This is a genomic window from Paenibacillus sp. FSL H8-0079, assembly GCF_037991315.1.
In the GTDB taxonomy this organism is placed as follows: Bacteria; Bacillota; Bacilli; order Paenibacillales; family Paenibacillaceae; genus Paenibacillus.
In genome coordinates, this window is record NZ_CP150300.1 from 130404 (window position 1) to 148071 (window position 17668).

Annotated in this window: 14 protein-coding genes, 2 tRNA genes, 2 rRNA genes and 1 other RNA gene; 18 read left to right on the top strand and 1 reads right to left on the bottom strand. The window is 47.3% G+C overall.

Annotated elements, in window-relative coordinates; translation table 11 throughout:
• Nucleotides 1–251: 251 nt before the first annotated feature.
• Nucleotides 252–1406 (bottom strand): S8 family peptidase, encoded by a 1155-nt coding sequence (locus MHI06_RS00610; protein WP_169483065.1) that lies wholly within the window; start codon nt 1404–1406, stop codon nt 252–254.
• Nucleotides 1407–1868: 462 nt separating this feature from the next.
• Between MHI06_RS00610 and rpoE the strand changes: the two genes are divergently transcribed.
• From rpoE to MHI06_RS00700, 18 genes are all read left to right on the top strand, one after another.
• Nucleotides 1869–2438, top strand: a complete 570-nt coding sequence (rpoE, locus tag MHI06_RS00615; RefSeq protein ID WP_340400091.1) for a DNA-directed RNA polymerase subunit delta — start codon at nt 1869–1871, stop codon at nt 2436–2438.
• Nucleotides 2439–2892: 454 nt separating this feature from the next.
• The gene (locus MHI06_RS00620; RefSeq protein ID WP_062838120.1) at nt 2893–4497 is read left to right on the top strand and encodes a CTP synthase; all 1605 of its coding nucleotides are present in this window, start codon (nt 2893–2895) and stop codon (nt 4495–4497) included.
• 230 nt (nt 4498–4727) lie between these two features.
• On the top strand, nt 4728–5114 hold the full coding sequence (locus MHI06_RS00625; RefSeq protein ID WP_340400092.1) for a response regulator: 387 nt from the start codon (nt 4728–4730) through the stop codon (nt 5112–5114).
• Nucleotides 5115–5374: 260 nt separating this feature from the next.
• Nucleotides 5375–6229, top strand: coding sequence for a class II fructose-1,6-bisphosphate aldolase (gene fba, locus MHI06_RS00630; RefSeq protein ID WP_169483062.1), 855 nt, complete (start codon nt 5375–5377; stop codon nt 6227–6229).
• Nucleotides 6230–6376: 147 nt separating this feature from the next.
• On the top strand, nt 6377–7630 hold the full coding sequence (locus MHI06_RS00635) for a UDP-N-acetylglucosamine 1-carboxyvinyltransferase (RefSeq protein WP_169483061.1): 1254 nt from the start codon (nt 6377–6379) through the stop codon (nt 7628–7630).
• Nucleotides 7631–8097: 467 nt separating this feature from the next.
• Complete coding sequence (gene rho, locus MHI06_RS00640; protein WP_062838116.1) at nt 8098–9423, top strand: transcription termination factor Rho; 1326 nt, start codon at nt 8098–8100, stop codon at nt 9421–9423.
• 94 nt (nt 9424–9517) lie between these two features.
• Complete coding sequence (locus MHI06_RS00645) at nt 9518–10792, top strand: radical SAM protein (protein ID WP_169483060.1); 1275 nt, start codon at nt 9518–9520, stop codon at nt 10790–10792.
• Between the two features lie 102 nt (nt 10793–10894).
• The gene (rpmE, locus tag MHI06_RS00650; protein ID WP_036607255.1) at nt 10895–11092 is read left to right on the top strand and encodes a 50S ribosomal protein L31; all 198 of its coding nucleotides are present in this window, start codon (nt 10895–10897) and stop codon (nt 11090–11092) included.
• A 147-nt stretch (nt 11093–11239) separates the two neighbouring features.
• An RNA gene (gene ffs / locus MHI06_RS00655) (signal recognition particle sRNA large type) lies at nt 11240–11507 on the top strand.
• Nucleotides 11508–11681: 174 nt separating this feature from the next.
• Nucleotides 11682–13427, top strand: a complete 1746-nt coding sequence (dnaX, locus tag MHI06_RS00660) for a DNA polymerase III subunit gamma/tau (RefSeq protein ID WP_340400093.1) — start codon at nt 11682–11684, stop codon at nt 13425–13427.
• Between the two features lie 41 nt (nt 13428–13468).
• Nucleotides 13469–13780 carry a YbaB/EbfC family nucleoid-associated protein gene (locus MHI06_RS00665; protein WP_036607248.1) on the top strand — a complete coding sequence of 104 codons (312 nt, stop codon included), beginning with the start codon at nt 13469–13471 and terminating at the stop codon, nt 13778–13780.
• A 35-nt stretch (nt 13781–13815) separates the two neighbouring features.
• Nucleotides 13816–14415, top strand: a complete 600-nt coding sequence (recR, locus tag MHI06_RS00670; RefSeq protein ID WP_062838113.1) for a recombination mediator RecR — start codon at nt 13816–13818, stop codon at nt 14413–14415.
• 243 nt (nt 14416–14658) lie between these two features.
• Nucleotides 14659–14886: a DUF2508 family protein gene (locus MHI06_RS00675; protein WP_340402026.1), complete on the top strand. Its 228-nt coding sequence runs from the start codon at nt 14659–14661 to the stop codon at nt 14884–14886.
• Nucleotides 14887–14920: 34 nt separating this feature from the next.
• Nucleotides 14921–15190 carry a pro-sigmaK processing inhibitor BofA family protein gene (locus tag MHI06_RS00680; RefSeq protein WP_340400094.1) on the top strand — a complete coding sequence of 90 codons (270 nt, stop codon included), beginning with the start codon at nt 14921–14923 and terminating at the stop codon, nt 15188–15190.
• Between the two features lie 348 nt (nt 15191–15538).
• Nucleotides 15539–17091, top strand: a 16S ribosomal RNA gene (locus tag MHI06_RS00685).
• A 158-nt stretch (nt 17092–17249) separates the two neighbouring features.
• Nucleotides 17250–17366, top strand: a 5S ribosomal RNA gene (gene rrf, locus MHI06_RS00690).
• 36 nt (nt 17367–17402) lie between these two features.
• Nucleotides 17403–17479, top strand: a tRNA-Ile gene (locus MHI06_RS00695).
• A gap of 22 nt (nt 17480–17501) precedes the next feature.
• A tRNA-Ala gene (locus MHI06_RS00700) sits at nt 17502–17577 on the top strand.
• The last annotated feature ends 91 nt before the right edge of the window (nt 17578–17668 follow it).

A 17668-nucleotide genomic window follows, 5' to 3' on the forward strand; every position in this document is an offset into this window, starting at 1 on the left:
GAAAAAAGTCTCCATGCCCACGTTGTGTCATCAACGGGGTACATGGAGACTTTTTTTGTTGTGTACCCAGGGCTACAGAAACCGGCCTATCCACTGGATACACAAGCCCGCCCTGCTCTGTCATCACAGCGGGCGCCAGCTAAAGGCTCTGCCGCTACGCCATGCTCTCTTTGCGCGTACGGTGCCGGGTGAACTACTGTGTTTCACCGCCAAGCTTCAATTGAGTCCTGCTGACCGCTGGCAGAGCCGGATCACTCCCCGCACTCTTGCATTAGCCGCAGGGCGTCAATCTCGCCACCGCGTACCTTGCTTTTGGCGGTGGTGGTCTTGCGAGCGCGCAGCGGGATCGTAGCACGCTTGACGAGTGCCTTGATTTCACTAGGGGATAACCCCGGATGTTTTGCGAGCAGCAAAGCGATAGCGCCACTCACATGTGACGTCGCCATGGATGTGCCGCTCATCTCGTGATGCTTGCCCTGTACCCAGGAGGAGACGATCTTATCGCCAGGAGCATACACATCCACGTATGCGCCGCGATTGCTGAAGGACGCAATACGCCTGTTTTTGTCGGTTGCCCCAACCGATATGGTCTGCGGATACCGTGCCGGATAATCAATACTGCGGCGTTTGCCGTCATTTCCTGACGAAGCAACAATGACGATTCCAGCATGGTATGCACGATTGACAACGTCAAGAAGCGCCTTGCTGCGTGTTTTCATGCCAAAGCTCATATTGATGATATCGACCTTGTTGCGTACACACCAGTCGATGCCAAGCACAATGTCGGATACATAAGCCGATCCATTGTGGTCAAATGCTTTCACCGGATAGATTAGGGAGCGTGGAGCTACACCGATCATACCTGCGGTGCTGTTGGCTGCGGCGATGGTCCCTGCAATGTGGGTACCGTGTCCATTATCATCATGGGGAAGCAGGCTGCGGTTTAACAGATTGATTCCGCGTGCCAGAGAGTAACGAAGATCTGGGTGATGGTAGTCAGCACCCGTATCAATCACACCGATTTTAATCCGGTGTCCTGTAGACACAGACCATACTTTGGGTGCCCGAATCTGCTTCACTCCCCAGGGTATGCCTTGAGCATTGCTTGGTTTGCTGTGGAGTGCGGTGGCGTGAAGTGAGATGGGCACGTCTGCTTCAATCGTAATCTCATCCCCATAGCGGTACAGATCCTCCGGGCGTTGCACTGGAGCGATAATGGAACGAGCGAGTCGCGAGGAGCGAACAGCCCCAAGGTCGGTGAATTCATTCCGCATTCGGGACAATTCCAGGAGACAGGCTTCGTACTGCTGCGGTTTGGCAAATCGGATCAAATATCGCCCTCCCTGTTCTGGTTCAGGGCGTCGCATTCCGTCAATCAATTGATGCAATAAACCAGTATAGTCCATAATGGGCAGCCCCCTTCGGGATGAACATGCTGAGGTATTCTATGAATGCGCTCATCCCGCCGCATGGGGAACTTGCCCTTTTTTTACAAAAACACATTCTCTTCGTGTCAAAACGGGCGCAGGGACATATGATGGATGGAGAGCTAGAGGGCTCTTGCGGGGAACCTGGTGAGGAGCAATCCTTCAAGGGTATACAGTCAGAAGGCGGAGGGGACTCCGTCTTTTTTATTATGGAGTTGTCTTTTTTGCAAATGAGGATAATTCTAGGAGTTCGATGTTACTTTGCGTTGAATATATGGACATATTGTTGCTGCTATCCGCATTTGCGTCACATCCGTACATAAAAACTTGCTTTTTAACGCTAAATAGGTTTTACTTAGGTTTGTTAATGGATATGTTATACGTAACAGTCCAGTTCGTAGGGGTTAAAAAGTGAATTTTGTGTGAGAGGAAGTGTCTGCAGTGAGTACCTCGCTCAATTTGAAAATTGATAAAGAAAAGGTAAAAGAGATCCCTTTGGTGGACCTTGCCTTTATGGTGCTGAAAGCGGCTAATACGCCGTATTACTATCGTGACTTGATGAATGAGGTAGCGAAGCAGCGCGGAATGACTGATGAAGAAATCAACGAGTTTATCGCCCAGCTATATACCGAGATTAATATCGATGGTCGTTTTGCTTGCGTCGGTACGAGTCTGTGGGGCTTGAAGCGCTGGTATCCGGTAGCTGGAACAGAAGATTCCATGACGGGTGCGAAACGTCCGCGTATCATCAACGATGAAGACGATGATCTGGAAGATGAAGACTTCGGTGAAGAAGACAGCTATAACAGCGACGAAGACTTCGACAGCACGAATAAAGACGAAGATGAAGACGAAGAAGATGAAGACGAAGACGACATCTTTGATGAAGAAGACAGCGAAGAAGAAGAAGTGCTGGTCGAAGATGACGATCTGGAAGATGAAGACCTCGAAGAAGACGAAGAAGAGTCCGAAAACGAGGATGAATTTGACGACGATTCTGATAATCGGTAGTCATTTTTGACGTCTATAATTTACCCGTTTCCCCGGAATAGTCAGCCTTGACAGCAGACGGGGTAACGGGTAAACTATTGCATGGGCTTATGAATGAGCGATAATATATTTATGTTTTTTATAGAAGGTGCCCCGTCCTGCGGGAGTACTTTTTTTTGTATTTTTAGAGGCATAATTTTGCAAAATGTTTTCATTTCCGCATGCTCCTGGCCAACATTTCGTGGCCCGTTTTTGTATATCAAAAACACCAAATGAAATGAAGGCTACCGGAATGTTTGCACCATTTTTTTGCTGTAGAACAACGTGTATTTAAACCGTCTTCGCAGAAAGAGCAGTTCGCAGATGCAGGGAATTTCTGCCATTGCTCTTTTTAACGATGATTACCTGGGAAACAGGTTACGATAACACCATATATCGCCTGAATTTCTGTACTTATATTAGGAGGGTAATAACAGTGACAAAGTATATTTTCGTGACGGGCGGAGTTGTGTCCTCCCTGGGCAAAGGAATTACGGCTGCTTCGCTGGGCAGATTGCTGAAAAACAGAGGGCTTAAGGTAACGATTCAGAAATTTGATCCATACATCAACATCGACCCAGGGACAATGAGTCCTTATCAGCACGGCGAGGTTTTTGTTACGGATGATGGCGCGGAAACGGATCTGGACCTTGGCCACTATGAACGTTTTATTGATATCAATCTCTCCAAAAACAGCAACGTCACGACTGGTAAAGTATACTCTTCCGTCATCAGCAAAGAGCGACGCGGGGAATATCTGGGCGGAACGGTACAAGTTATTCCACACATTACGAACGAGATCAAAGAGCGTGTATTCCGCGCTGGACGTGAAGCTGGTTCGGATGTGGTTATTACGGAAATTGGCGGAACAGTGGGCGACATCGAGAGCTTGCCTTTCCTGGAAGCTATTCGTCAAATCAAGAGTGATGTAGGTCGCGACAATGTAATGTACATCCACGTAACCCTTATTCCTTATATCAAAGCAGCTGGTGAAGTGAAAACAAAACCAACGCAGCACAGTGTTAAGGAATTGCGTAGCATCGGTATTCAACCGAATGTGATTGTATGCCGTACCGAGTATGAATTGTCTGACGACATGAAAGCTAAAATTGCTCTCTTCTGCGATATTGATGAGAATGCTGTAGTTGAATGTCGTGATGCAGACACGTTGTATCAAGTACCTCTGAACTTGCGTGAAGAAGGCTTGGATGAGATTGTGGTAAACCACCTCAAACTGACTACTCCTGCACCGGATATGAGCGAGTGGGAAGGGTTGGTTGACCGGATCAACAAGTTGGAGCATACGGTTGAGATCGCTATTGTTGGTAAATATGTAGCGCTGCACGATGCATATCTGAGTGTTGTTGAGTCCTTGTCTCATGCAGGATTTGCATCCAACGCTGATGTGAAAATTCGCTGGGTTCCTTCTGAAGATATTACGGATGAGAATGTAGGCGACTTGTTACATGGTATTGGCGGTATCCTTGTTCCTGGTGGATTTGGAGATCGTGGTATTGAAGGTAAAGTATCGGCAATCCGTTATGCTCGTGAGAAACAAATTCCGTTCTTCGGTATTTGCCTGGGTATGCAGGTTTCCGTTATTGAGTATGCACGTTCCATCGTTGGCTTGAATGGTGCAAACAGCTCCGAGATTAATCCGGCTACGGAATTCCCTGTGATCGATCTGTTGCCTGAGCAAAAAGATATCGAGAATCTGGGTGGCACGATGCGTCTGGGTCTGTATCCTTGTAAGCTTCAGGAAGGTTCTTTGGCGATGGCTTGTTATGATGACGAGCTGGTGTATGAGAGACACCGTCACCGGTATGAGTTCAACAATGAATACCGTGAAACGATCGAAAAAGCAGGACTGGTTATCTCGGGTACATCCCCGGATGGACGTCTGGTTGAGATCGTGGAACTTCCAGGACACCCATGGTTCTTGGCAGTACAATTCCACCCGGAATTCACTTCCCGTCCGAACCGTCCGCAACCATTGTTCCGTGAGTTTGTAAAAGCTTCTCTGGAGAATGCACAGAAATAATACATGGTTTTAGTGTTAACGTAATAGATATCGGGGATGTTCCTGGCAACCATTTAGCGGATGCCGGAACATCCCTTTTTTTATGTAAAAAGTAGGTCGAAATGCTTTTTGTCATTTTGTGAAGGTAGCAGGATTTTAATGGAAGAGGTAGAATACTTATCATGACGACTATGGGATAGTTATCCAGATTCGAAGACGTACATGCTTTCCTAATTCTAGGAGGTTACAGAGTGGAAGATAAAAAAGTTTTGATTGTTGATGACCAGAATGGTATTCGAATCCTGTTAATGGAAGTGTTCAGCAGTGAAGGATATAACACGTTTCAAGCACCCAACGGCAAGGTTGCCCTGGAGATTGTGAATAATGACAAGCCTGATCTGGTATTGCTCGATATGAAGATTCCTGGGATGGACGGTCTGGAAATCCTGAAGCATATTAAAGAAATTGATCCGGATATCAAGGTCATCATGATGACCGCTTATGGTGAATTGGACATGATCAAGGAAGCCACGGATCTCGGAGCGCTCATGCATTTTACAAAACCGTTTGATATCGATGAGATGCGAGTGGCTGTGAATATGCAACTTCGCAATAGTGCCGCCAATAAATGCAGCTGAATCCTGTAGATACAGGATTTTTTTGCGTGTGAAGAACATAGATGGTACTTGGTGGAACAATGGGGTATTTCGCTCCTTCATCCGGGGAATATTGGAAATGGGGAAGTCATAAAGCGGTGTCTATGAAAACTGTGCTGCAAAGCACAGCATTTTTGCAAATGCTTGTTTAGTATTTGACATGGGATGTGGTATAATAAGCCCGTATGTGATTTCGGCTAAAAACCATAGACACAACCCAAACCCCTAGGAGGATTGAAACCATGCCATTAGTATCTATGACAGACATGTTGAACAAAGCACTCGAAGGAAAATATGCAGTTGGTCAATACAACATCAATAACCTTGAGTGGACTCAAGCGATTCTTGGTGCTGCTGAAGAAGAGAAATCCCCAGTAATCCTGGGTGTATCCGAAGGCGCAGCACGTCACATTGGTGGCTTCTACACTGTAGTTAAAATGGTAGAAGGACTTATCCACGACATGAAAATCACTGTTCCAGTTGCAATTCACCTGGACCACGGTTCAAGCTTCGACAAGTGTAAAGAAGCGATCGATGCTGGATTCACATCCGTTATGATCGACGGTTCCCACCACTCCATCGATGAGAACATCGAAATGACTAAAAAAGTTGTTGAATATGCACACGCTAAAGGCGTTTCTGTAGAAGCTGAAGTAGGTACTGTAGGCGGACAAGAAGACGACGTTATCGGTGGTATCATGTACGCTGACCTGAACGAGTGTATCCGTATCGTTAAAGAAACAGGTATCGACACATTGGCACCAGCTCTTGGTTCCGTACACGGTCCTTACCATGGCGAGCCTAACTTGGGCTTCAAAGAGATGGAAGAAGTTCGTGACGCGGTACAAGTTCCACTCGTATTGCACGGTGGTACTGGTATTCCTAAACACGACATCGACAAAGCCATTTCCCTGGGTACATCTAAAATCAACGTAAACACAGAGAACCAAATCTCTTTCGCAAGAGTAGTTCGTGAAGTGCTTGCAGCTAAACCAGATGCTTACGATCCACGTACATTCATCGTACCAGGCCGTGACGCAATCAAAGAAACAGTTAAAGGTAAAATCCGTGAGTTTGGTTCCAACAACAAAGCGTAATTTATCTTTACCAGTTCCATACTGTGAAATGGAAGAACACCGCCTAGCCGGTGTCTTTCCATTTTCACACCTTATTTCTACATCGGAAGCCAACATCACGTATTGCCGTTCATCGGCTGCAAAACACGTAGGGGGACATTAAGCTTTATGGAAAAATTGATGATTAGTGGCGGACGTCCGTTACAGGGAACTGTAACTATAAGCGGCGCCAAGAACAGCGCCATTGCGCTTATTCCTGCAGCATTGCTTGCCGAGTCAGAAGTCGTGTTGGACAACCTGCCACTTTTGAGTGATGTGGCGGTTTATGCAGAAATTTTGGAGGAACTCGGAGCACATGTGACTTGGGAAGGCAGTCAGATGAAGATTGATCCTTCTGACATCAAATCCATTCCTATGCCGAATGGTCCCGTGAAGAAGCTTCGCGCTTCGTATTATATGATGGGTGCATTGCTAGGGCGCTTTAAAGAAGCGACCATAGGTTTACCAGGGGGCTGTAATTTTGAGCCTCGTCCAATTGATCAACATATCAAAGGGTTTGAAGCGCTTGGCGCAACCGTAACAAACGAACACGGCTCCATTCATTTGCATGCTAAAGAGCTGCGCGGAGCAAAGATTTATCTTGATGTAAGCAGTGTCGGTGCAACCATTAACATTATGCTGGCGGCTACTCGTGCCAAAGGCTCTACAATTATCGAAAACGCGGCTAAAGAGCCTGAGATTATAGATGTAGCAACACTTCTGAATTCCATGGGTGCCAGCATCAAGGGTGCAGGTACCGAAACGATCCGTATTGAAGGAGTTTCGGAGCTTAAAGGCTGTCGTCATTCTATCATTCCGGACCGTATCCAAGCAGGTACGTATATGATCGCTGCAGCGGCAACGCGCGGAGATGTTCTGATTGACAATGTGATTCCCAAACATCTGGAGGCTTTAACGGCAAAGCTGCTGGAGATGGGTGTTGGCATTGAGGAATTGGATGAAAGTATACGTGTCATGGGTAAACCGAATTATAACCATGTTGACGTGAAGGCACTTGTATATCCTGGTTTCCCAACAGATCTACAGTCACCGATGACCAGTGTTTTGACACAGGCAACCGGCGTGAGTGTCCTGAGCGACTTTGTATATAGTAATCGATTCAAGCATGTGCCTGAGCTGGTGCGGATGGGCGCAAAGATTCGGGTAGAAGGACGGTCAGCGATTATTGAAGGCAGTGCATTGAACGCGGCCAAAGTAAAAGCATCCGATCTTCGCGCTGGAGCGGCGCTGGTGATTGCAGGTCTCACCGTCAGTGAAGGTGTGACTGAAGTAACGGGGGTCGAATATATCGACCGTGGTTACGATCATCTGGTGACCAATCTGCGCCTGCTTGGTGCAGATGTATGGCGGGAAACCGATTAATATGGCAGTATCATGCATGATTCAGTCATACACATGTTTATTTTAGCTGAACTGCATATCCTTTCAGTAATTGGGTAAACCTGTTTTAATAGAGTTCTCAGTCTCTCCGGATAAAACGAAATGTTTCTGTTTCCTTTACCGGAGGGTCTTTTTTTGAATCAAACTTCATATGGCTGTAAGAACATCATTTCTCTTCCCCAACCCCCGGTTTTGTTTGAACTGCGCTCCATAGCCGGTCTATCCGGATTGATCGCCTCAATGCATCGTGTTCACTCATTAGCGGATCTTGCCGAATATTGGCCATCCCACCCGGAAACTTACACTCAAAGACAAGTATTTGCATTATAACGGTTACATTCCGTACAATGGACAGAAGAGATTGTGGCAGATGCTGCGCTCTATAGCCGGAACATCTAGCGAAACTATCCATTTCACACGGACTTATTAATTGAATAGGTGGTTATTATATGGATCTACAAATTTCCGATTTGGAAGAAATGAAACTAACGGACCTCTACAAGCTGGCCAAAAAATATCAGATACCTTACTATGGTACGTTAAAAAAGAAAGAATTAATCTTTGCTATATTACGCGCACAAGCTGAACAGAGCGGTCTGATGTTCATGCAAGGCGTACTCGAGATTCTACCTGAAGGTTACGGATTCTTAAGACCCATTAACTACTTGCCAAGTACGGAAGACATCTACATCTCAGCTTCTCAGATTCGCAAGTTCGACTTAAGAACAGGTGACCTCGTATCAGGTAAGTGTAGAACGCCTAAGGAAAACGAGAGATACTTCGGTTTGTTGCAAGTCAACGCTGTAAATGGTGAGAATCCATCGGCGGCTGCAGAGCGACTTCACTTCCCGGCACTAACCCCACTGTATCCGCAGAAAAAACTGGTTCTCGAAACATCCCCCAACCATTTGTCCACACGCATTATGGATGTGCTCGCCCCGGTAGGATTGGGACAGCGCGGATTGATCGTAGCACCTCCCAAAGCGGGTAAAACGCTTCTCCTCAAAGAAATTGCCAACAGCATCTCAACTAACAATCCTGAAATTGAACTATTTGTCCTGTTGATTGATGAACGTCCAGAGGAAGTAACGGATATGTCGCGTTCGGTAAAAGGGGAAGTTGTGGCTTCTACATTTGATGAACTGCCTGAGAACCATATCAAGGTGGCGGAATTGGTGCTTGAACGTGCACTTCGTCTGGTTGAGGCGAAAAAGGATGTCGTTATCCTGCTGGATAGCATTACGCGTCTTGCCCGTGCATATAACCTGGTTATTCCACCATCCGGTCGTACACTTAGTGGTGGTATTGACCCAGCTGCATTCCATCGTCCAAAACGTTTCTTCGGTTCTGCCCGGAATGTGGAAGAAGGCGGAAGCCTGACCATCCTGGCAACGGCATTAATTGATACCGGATCACGTATGGATGACGTCATTTATGAAGAGTTTAAGGGTACGGGTAATATGGAGCTGCATCTGGACCGTCGTCTGGCTGAGCGTCGTATATTCCCGGCGATCGACATTCGTCGTTCTGGTACGCGTCGTGAAGAGGTATTGCTCAGCAAGGAAGAGCTGGATACGATCTGGACGATTCGTAAGAACATGAATGATTCACATGACTTTGTCGAAGGTTTCCTGAAGAAACTTCGTAACAGCAAGACGAATGCAGAGTTTTTGGCGGCATTTGATTCAGCTGGTAATGGTCCAACAAGCAATTCGGGGACAACAACAACCCGTCGCTCACCGAGACAGACAGCTACGTCAGGTACATCGACTTAAGTGTCGTTCGACCAATAACATGCTTTTACAGCGTTGCTGGAATTTAAAATACACTCGTCGTTAGGTTTAACCCATTAGATGTGAGGAGAACATCATGTATTTAGTATACGCGGATGAAAAAGGTAATGTATTTGATCACCCTTCCCTGTACGGGCTTGCCCGCAGTGGAGATATGATCGTTGAGATTATGGAGGATGAGTTGATTCCTCTGCCAGAAGGTGCAACGTTGGTTGGACTCCCGAGTACCCGGCCCATTGGTATGGACCCGGACACCGGTGAGATGCTGCCAATGCCAACAGACACACAGGCTGTAGGTGCATTGCTTCCACAGGGATTCACTCGTTTGTGTCTCCCTGGTTATGTGAAGACGGATAAGGAATATAAGTTGCCGTTGTTCGGTTATTCCGCAGTAGTTTGGAAAGATGGCGGGTTCTATGTCACAGCTTCGAAGTCGGATAGTCCTGACCAATGGAATCCGCTGAACTGTGATCGTGATGATGTGCGTTCGGGGGTTAAACGGTTGACGGAGCAATATCCCGAGAACCGTCTATATACCCATCTGTCCAACTGTGCGCTCGGATATGAATGTCTAACTTCGTCGAACACGTTCCTGAATCGTTGGGAAGGCGGAGTGCCGGTATCCTATTCCTGTAATGCGGGCTGTTTCGGATGTATCTCCGAGCAACCGGATGACAGTGGCTTTGTTTCACCGCAGACACGTATGAACTTCCGTCCGCGTGTGGATGAGATTGTCCAGGTCATGATGGAACACCTGAAAACACCAGAATCCATCATTAGTTTTGGACAAGGTTGTGAAGGGGAGCCTTCCACGCAGGCCAAGCTGATTATTGAAGCGATTCGTGAAGTACGTTCTGTAACGGATATGGGGTATATCAACATTAATACCAATGCCGGTCTGAATGATCACATTAGAGGTATTGTAGACGCTGGATTGGATCTGATGCGCGTAAGTACAATTAGTGCACTGGATGACCACTATAACGCATACTATAAGCCGCGTGGTTATACCTTGGCTAATGTCGAGAAGTCGATGAAATACGCGGCGCAGCAAGGTGTATACACGTCCATTAACTATTTGATTTTCCCTGGCGTAACAGATCGTGAAGAAGAGATTGAGGCGATGATTGAGTTTGCACGAAGAACGGATCTACGTTTGATTCAGATGCGTAATCTCAATATTGATCCCGAGAGCTATCTGGGGTTAATTCCTCCAGCTCAAGGTGATATCCTGGGCATGAAGCAGATGATTGAGATTTTTGAAGACGAGCTGCCTGATGTGGTGATCGGATCGTATACCCACGTTCCACCAGCTGGAATGGCGCGTCCTAAACGGTTGATTACCTCTTAACAATAATGGATTGCAACAGGCAATAGGCCGTGTTATAATCTCAGAGTTGTGCCATTTACTCTGGGTCCGCTTGAGGCTCAGGGCGGAAAGAGGTGAAAGGTAATGAAAGAAGCAATTCATCCTAATTACACGATTGGTCAAGTATCTTGCGCTTGCGGGAATACTTTTGAGACAGGTTCGGTTAAAGACGGACTTCGTGTAGAGATTTGCTCCGCGTGCCACCCGTTCTTCACAGGTAAACAGAAGTTTATCGATGCTGGCGGCCGTGTTGATCGTTTCAAGAAGAAATACGGAATCTAATAGGACAATTCTTGGAGTTGTCTGCTAATTGCATTCAACATACCCCTGCTGATCTGGCGGGGGTTTTTATATTTTTTATGCATGCCTAGTTGCCTCCAAGTTCCTTCTGGTTGCAATTTGGATAACCTTACGTTATACTATTTCTTACCGTGCTAGATGGGGAGGTAGCGGTGCCCTGTAACTCGCAATCCGCTATAGCGAGGTTGAATTCCTGCTAGAGGTTTTGTCGATGTGAGGTTTGGTCCCTGAACGTGGTGTTGACGGTTGGGTCCTCCGCAATGAGTGCTCATGAACCTGGTCAGGTCCGGAAGGAAGCAGCCATAAGTGAGATTACTCTTGTGCCGGAGGGTCGCCTAGCCCGAGCTATTGTTCAGGGGTGCCACTTGGATCGCAAATATCGATAGCAGGTGCACGGCTTACCATTTAAATGTAGAGACCTTTGCAGTTGTATGTATGCAGAGGTCTTTTTGATATGTCTTAAAAAACCACGCATGAATGAGTCAGATAAAGTTTGGATTCACCCCGGAATATAGTATAATAGGGGAACGACAAAGGACTCGAATGCGAAGTGGAAGGAAGGTAACGCATCATGGAGCATATCGCGTTATACCGGGCTTGGCGTCCCCAGTCGTTTCAAGATATGGTGGGACAACAGCATATTATTCAGACCTTGCAGAACGCGATTCGTGAACAGCGGACTTCCCACGCCTACTTATTTAGCGGGCCCAGAGGAACGGGAAAGACAAGTGCCGCCAAGATTTTGGCCAAAGCTGTGAACTGCGAACGTGGGCCTGCGCCTGAACCTTGTAACGAGTGTGAAGCTTGCCGCAGGATTACGACTGGCGCTGTGATGGATGTACAGGAGATTGATGCTGCATCCAATCGTGGTGTTGAGGAAATCCGTGATCTTCGGGAAAAGGTTAAATATGCGCCAACCGAAGTCCGGCAGAAAGTCTATATTATTGATGAAGTGCACATGCTGACGACGGAGGCATTCAATGCTTTGCTCAAAACATTGGAGGAGCCACCGCCACATGTGATGTTTATTTTGGCAACAACGGAACCACATCGCCTTCCGGCTACCATTATATCGCGTTGTCAGCGATTTGATTTTCGCCGGGTTTCCTTGGAAGAGCAGACAGCAAGGCTTACACTGATCTGTGAACAGGAAGGTATGGAAGCTGACCAGGATGCACTCCAATACATTGCCCGTTTATCGGACGGTGGAATGAGGGATGCACTTAGTGTGCTGGATCAGATCTCTTCATTTACGGATGGACGAGTAACGTACCAGCAGGTTATGGATATGACCGGCGGAATTGCTTCGGAGCAATTTGCCAAACTTGCTGCTTCACTGCTTAAAGGTGATGTTGGTCAAATTTTGCAGATGATTGAAGGCTTTATGCATGAAGGAAAGAGTGCAGACAAGTGCATGGAGAATCTGCTTTATTATTTCCGTGATTTGCTTATGATTAAGATGGTACCTGATGCAGATAAACTGACGGACCGGGTACTTAATCCGGAATCTTTCCGTGATATGGCGGAGTCGTTTACCAAGGAGCAACTGTTCCACATGATCGACACCCTTAATCGGTATCAGAGTGAGATGAAATATGCGGTACAGCCACAGACATTATTTGAAGTTGCGTTGCTTAAACTGTGTAGTATTCCAGCACAAGGAGAGGTCTCTGTTCAAGTTGGAGCTTCATCACATGCGGCACCTGCTGATGGGGGAGAGATCAACCGCTTGAAGCAGCAACTTGCTGAGCTGGAGAAGAAGTTGGATCGTGCACTTAAGAGCGGGTTGTCTGGTGGAGAGGGTGCATCAAGCGCTCCATCGCGACCGGCAACGAGAGCCCCTGTATCGAGAGGGAACTCGCCTGCGAAGCTTCCTGCACAGTTGGATCAGTATGTTGCCCGCAAGGGAGCCCCTGAGTTCGCAGATCTCAGCAAAAAATGGAGTCAGATCCTGCAACGAGTGAAGGAAGAAAGGGTTACCGTTCATGCCTGGTTTGTGGATGGTGAGCCAGTATCATTGCTTGAAGACAATGTTCTGGTTGCTTTTAAAAACAATATTCACCGCGAAACGACGGAGAAGCAGGCTAACCGTGAAGTCATTGAGCGGGTGTTGTCCGAACAACTTGGGCGTCCAGCACGATTGGTGACGATGATGCTCAAAGATTGGACCGGGGCAATGGAAGGGGCTTCTGAAGCGCCAAAGGAGGACTTTAAGCTTGAACCTGAGCATGAAGACGGCGGTTCAGGCAACAAACAGCCTTGGATTGATGAAGCTATCCAGCTCTTTGGTGAGGACCTTGTAGTGATCAAAGAATAATGCGCACAGCGCGATAACTATAACAAAGGAGATGAACAATTATGAACAACATGAACCAAATGATGAAACAAGTGAAGAAAATGCAGGAGCAAATGCTGAAAGCACAAGAGGAACTGGCGGACAAGACAGTCCAAGGTACTTCGGGTGGCGGCGTTGTGACGGCTGAAGTTAACGGACACAAGAAATTGCTTGCTATCACGATCAAACCGGAAGCGGTAGATCCGGAAGATGTTGAAATGTTGCAGGATCTCGTTATGACGGCTGTTAATGATGCAATGGCCAAAGCTGATGAGATTGCCAACAAGGATATGGGCAAGTTCACAGGCGGCATGAATATTCCGGGATTATTTTAATTAAAAATTGATCCTGTCAAAGGAGACACAATCGATTGTATTATCCCGAACCAATAGCAAAGCTGATTGATGCCTTCACCCGGTTGCCGGGTGTGGGTCCCAAGACGGCAGCGCGTTTAGCTTTTCATGTGCTTAACATGAAGGAAGATGACGTTATCGACTTTGCCAAAGCACTCGTGAGTGTGAAGCGTAACCTTCATTACTGCTCTGTGTGTTGTAATATCACCGATACGGATCCGTGTCGCATCTGTCAGGATAAGTCCAGAGATGTCTCTGTAATCTGTGTAGTTCAGGATTCGAAAGATCTGGTGGCGATGGAGCGCACCAAGGAATTCGATGGGTACTATCATGTGTTACAGGGTGCAATTTCACCTATGGAGGGAATTGGCCCAGACGATATCCGTTTGAAGGAACTCCTGATTCGATTAAGTGATGAACGGATAAAAGAGATCATTCTGGCGACGAACCCCAATATTGAGGGCGAGGCTACAGCAATGTACATCTCCCGCTTGGTGCGTCCGTTTGAAATCAGTGTGACCCGGATTGCCCATGGATTGCCTGTAGGTGGCGATCTGGAGTATGCGGATGAAGTGACCCTTTCCAAAGCGTTGGAAGGGCGCAGGGAGATGCGTTAGTGTGTTTGAATTGGTTTAGCACAGCGTGCTTCCTTAGAAACTTCGGAGGCTGAATATGTTTGGATGTGCAAAGAGAGCCTTGGGGCTCTCTTTTTTTTTTTTTTTTGTGGTGAAAATGAAACGTCCAAGTTCTAAGTTTGTCCTTTCCCTGATATGTATGAGAATATGCTGTGCTGATCAGGAGGGGGAGAGTTTATGTTTATGTGGCGAAATGCACGGAACTCGGTAGAGAAACACAACAGAATGTTGAAGGAGCTTGAGGCAAATCAGATTTATGCGGATATTCAGACGGCAAAGCAGGAGTGGGAACGGGCGATGAGGCAGTTTGAAGATGCTCAGGGGCAGGATGAGATTGATTATGCCATCTATGTATTGGAGGCAGCAGAGCGGAAGTATCAGATCCATTTGAAGAGAGCCAAGCGTGCCAGAGCTAATAATGAGGTTGAAACACAGCGAGGGATTAGTATGTAGATTCAGGTTTGCACTATACATGGAGGTGTTGGATATGAAGAGTATCATACTGGGATCTGTATTGGTTATATCATTACTGGGGCTTATCGTTATTTTATTTAGGAAGAGGATGGGGTTATCGTTTTTCACATCATTTGGAATTCATTTGGTGCTGGCTGCAGTTGGGATATACATCGTTAATTATTCCGGCTGGTTAACTGGAACCTACATCCCTCTGAACCCTGCAACCATAGGAACTGTGACTGTTTTAGGGTTGCCAGGTGTGGGGCTATTATTGGGGTTGAAAATTTCTTTGTTTGGATAGTTGACTTCTGGAATATTTATATGGTACATTATATCTCGTTGCTTTGCTTGCTTGGTTACATGATTTTGATGAAATGAAGAAGTGCATTACGAGCTTCGAAAAAGAATTTCAAAAAAACACTTGACCAAAACAAACGAAGTATGATATATTATAAAAGTCGCCGCTGAGAGAAAATGGTGACGAAAAAACAAGTTTGATCTTTGAAAACTGAACAACGAGTGAGTAAACATTCTGCTTGCAGAATGAACGCAAAAGTTTGAGACAAGCCTTGGCTTGAATCGACTGGAGCACAAATGAGATTTTTAATCTCGTCAGATTCAAAATGAGCATATCGCTCTTTTCAATACTTTATTGGAGAGTTTGATCCTGGCTCAGGACGAACGCTGGCGGCATGCCTAATACATGCAAGTCGAGCGGACTTGATGAGAAGCTTGCTTCTCTGATAGTTAGCGGCGGACGGGTGAGTAACACGTAGGCAACCTGCCCTCAAGTTTGGGACAACTACCGGAAACGGTAGCTAATACCGAATAGTTGTTTTCTTCGCCTGAAGAGAACTGGAAAGACGGAGCAATCTGTCACTTGGGGATGGGCCTGCGGCGCATTAGCTAGTTGGTGAGGTAACGGCTCACCAAGGCGACGATGCGTAGCCGACCTGAGAGGGTGATCGGCCACACTGGGACTGAGACACGGCCCAGACTCCTACGGGAGGCAGCAGTAGGGAATCTTCCGCAATGGGCGAAAGCCTGACGGAGCAATGCCGCGTGAGTGATGAAGGTTTTCGGATCGTAAAGCTCTGTTGCCAGGGAAGAACGCTTGGGAGAGTAACTGCTCTCAAGGTGACGGTACCTGAGAAGAAAGCCCCGGCTAACTACGTGCCAGCAGCCGCGGTAATACGTAGGGGGCAAGCGTTGTCCGGAATTATTGGGCGTAAAGCGCGCGCAGGCGGTCATTTAAGTCTGGTGTTTAATCCCGGGGCTCAACCCCGGATCGCACTGGAAACTGGGTGACTTGAGTGCAGAAGAGGAGAGTGGAATTCCACGTGTAGCGGTGAAATGCGTAGATATGTGGAGGAACACCAGTGGCGAAGGCGACTCTCTGGGCTGTAACTGACGCTGAGGCGCGAAAGCGTGGGGAGCAAACAGGATTAGATACCCTGGTAGTCCACGCCGTAAACGATGAGTGCTAGGTGTTAGGGGTTTCGATACCCTTGGTGCCGAAGTTAACACATTAAGCACTCCGCCTGGGGAGTACGGTCGCAAGACTGAAACTCAAAGGAATTGACGGGGACCCGCACAAGCAGTGGAGTATGTGGTTTAATTCGAAGCAACGCGAAGAACCTTACCAGGTCTTGACATCAGCATGACCGGGCTAGAGATAGTCCTTTCCTTCGGGACATGCTAGACAGGTGGTGCATGGTTGTCGTCAGCTCGTGTCGTGAGATGTTGGGTTAAGTCCCGCAACGAGCGCAACCCTTATATTTAGTTGCCAGCACTTCGGGTGGGCACTCTAGATAGACTGCCGGTGACAAACCGGAGGAAGGTGGGGATGACGTCAAATCATCATGCCCCTTATGACCTGGGCTACACACGTACTACAATGGCCGGTACAACGGGCTGCGAAATCGCGAGATGGAGCCAATCCCAACAAAGCCGGTCTCAGTTCGGATTGCAGGCTGCAACTCGCCTGCATGAAGTCGGAATTGCTAGTAATCGCGGATCAGCATGCCGCGGTGAATACGTTCCCGGGTCTTGTACACACCGCCCGTCACACCACGAGAGTTTATAACACCCGAAGTCGGTGGGGTAACCGCAAGGAGCCAGCCGCCGAAGGTGGGATAGATGATTGGGGTGAAGTCGTAACAAGGTAGCCGTATCGGAAGGTGCGGCTGGATCACCTCCTTTCTATGGAGAATCGTTTCCTGCAACGGAAACATTCAAATAAGCAGGTTCTAAGAACCTGCGACAGCAATTCATTTCGGTTCATTACTTCGGTGTGGATGAAATGAAGAGCACAAGCAACTCACTCGTTGCTCAGTTTTGAGAGCTCAAACTCTCAAACGTTTGGTGGCGATAGCGAAGGGGTTCCACACGTTCCCATCCCGAACACGACCGTTAAGCCCTTCAGCGTCAATGGTACTTGGACCGCAGGGTCCTGGGAGAGTAGAACGTCGCCAAGCGTAACCCATTTTGGGTTCAAATAGTATAAATAATGTGGGCCCTTAGCTCAGTTGGTTAGAGCGCACCTCTGATAAGGGTGAGGCCGGTGGTTCGAGTCCACCAGGGCCCACCATCTATACCTTTAAACTTTATACGGGGCCATAGCTCAGCTGGGAGAGCGCCTGCCTTGCAAGCAGGAGGTCAGCGGTTCGATCCCGCTTGGCTCCACCAAAAATGATTTACAAGTTTGTTCTTTGAAAACTAGATATCGAAACGAAACAAACGCGAATTAGAACATTCCTTTTTAGCTGAACTTGTGCAA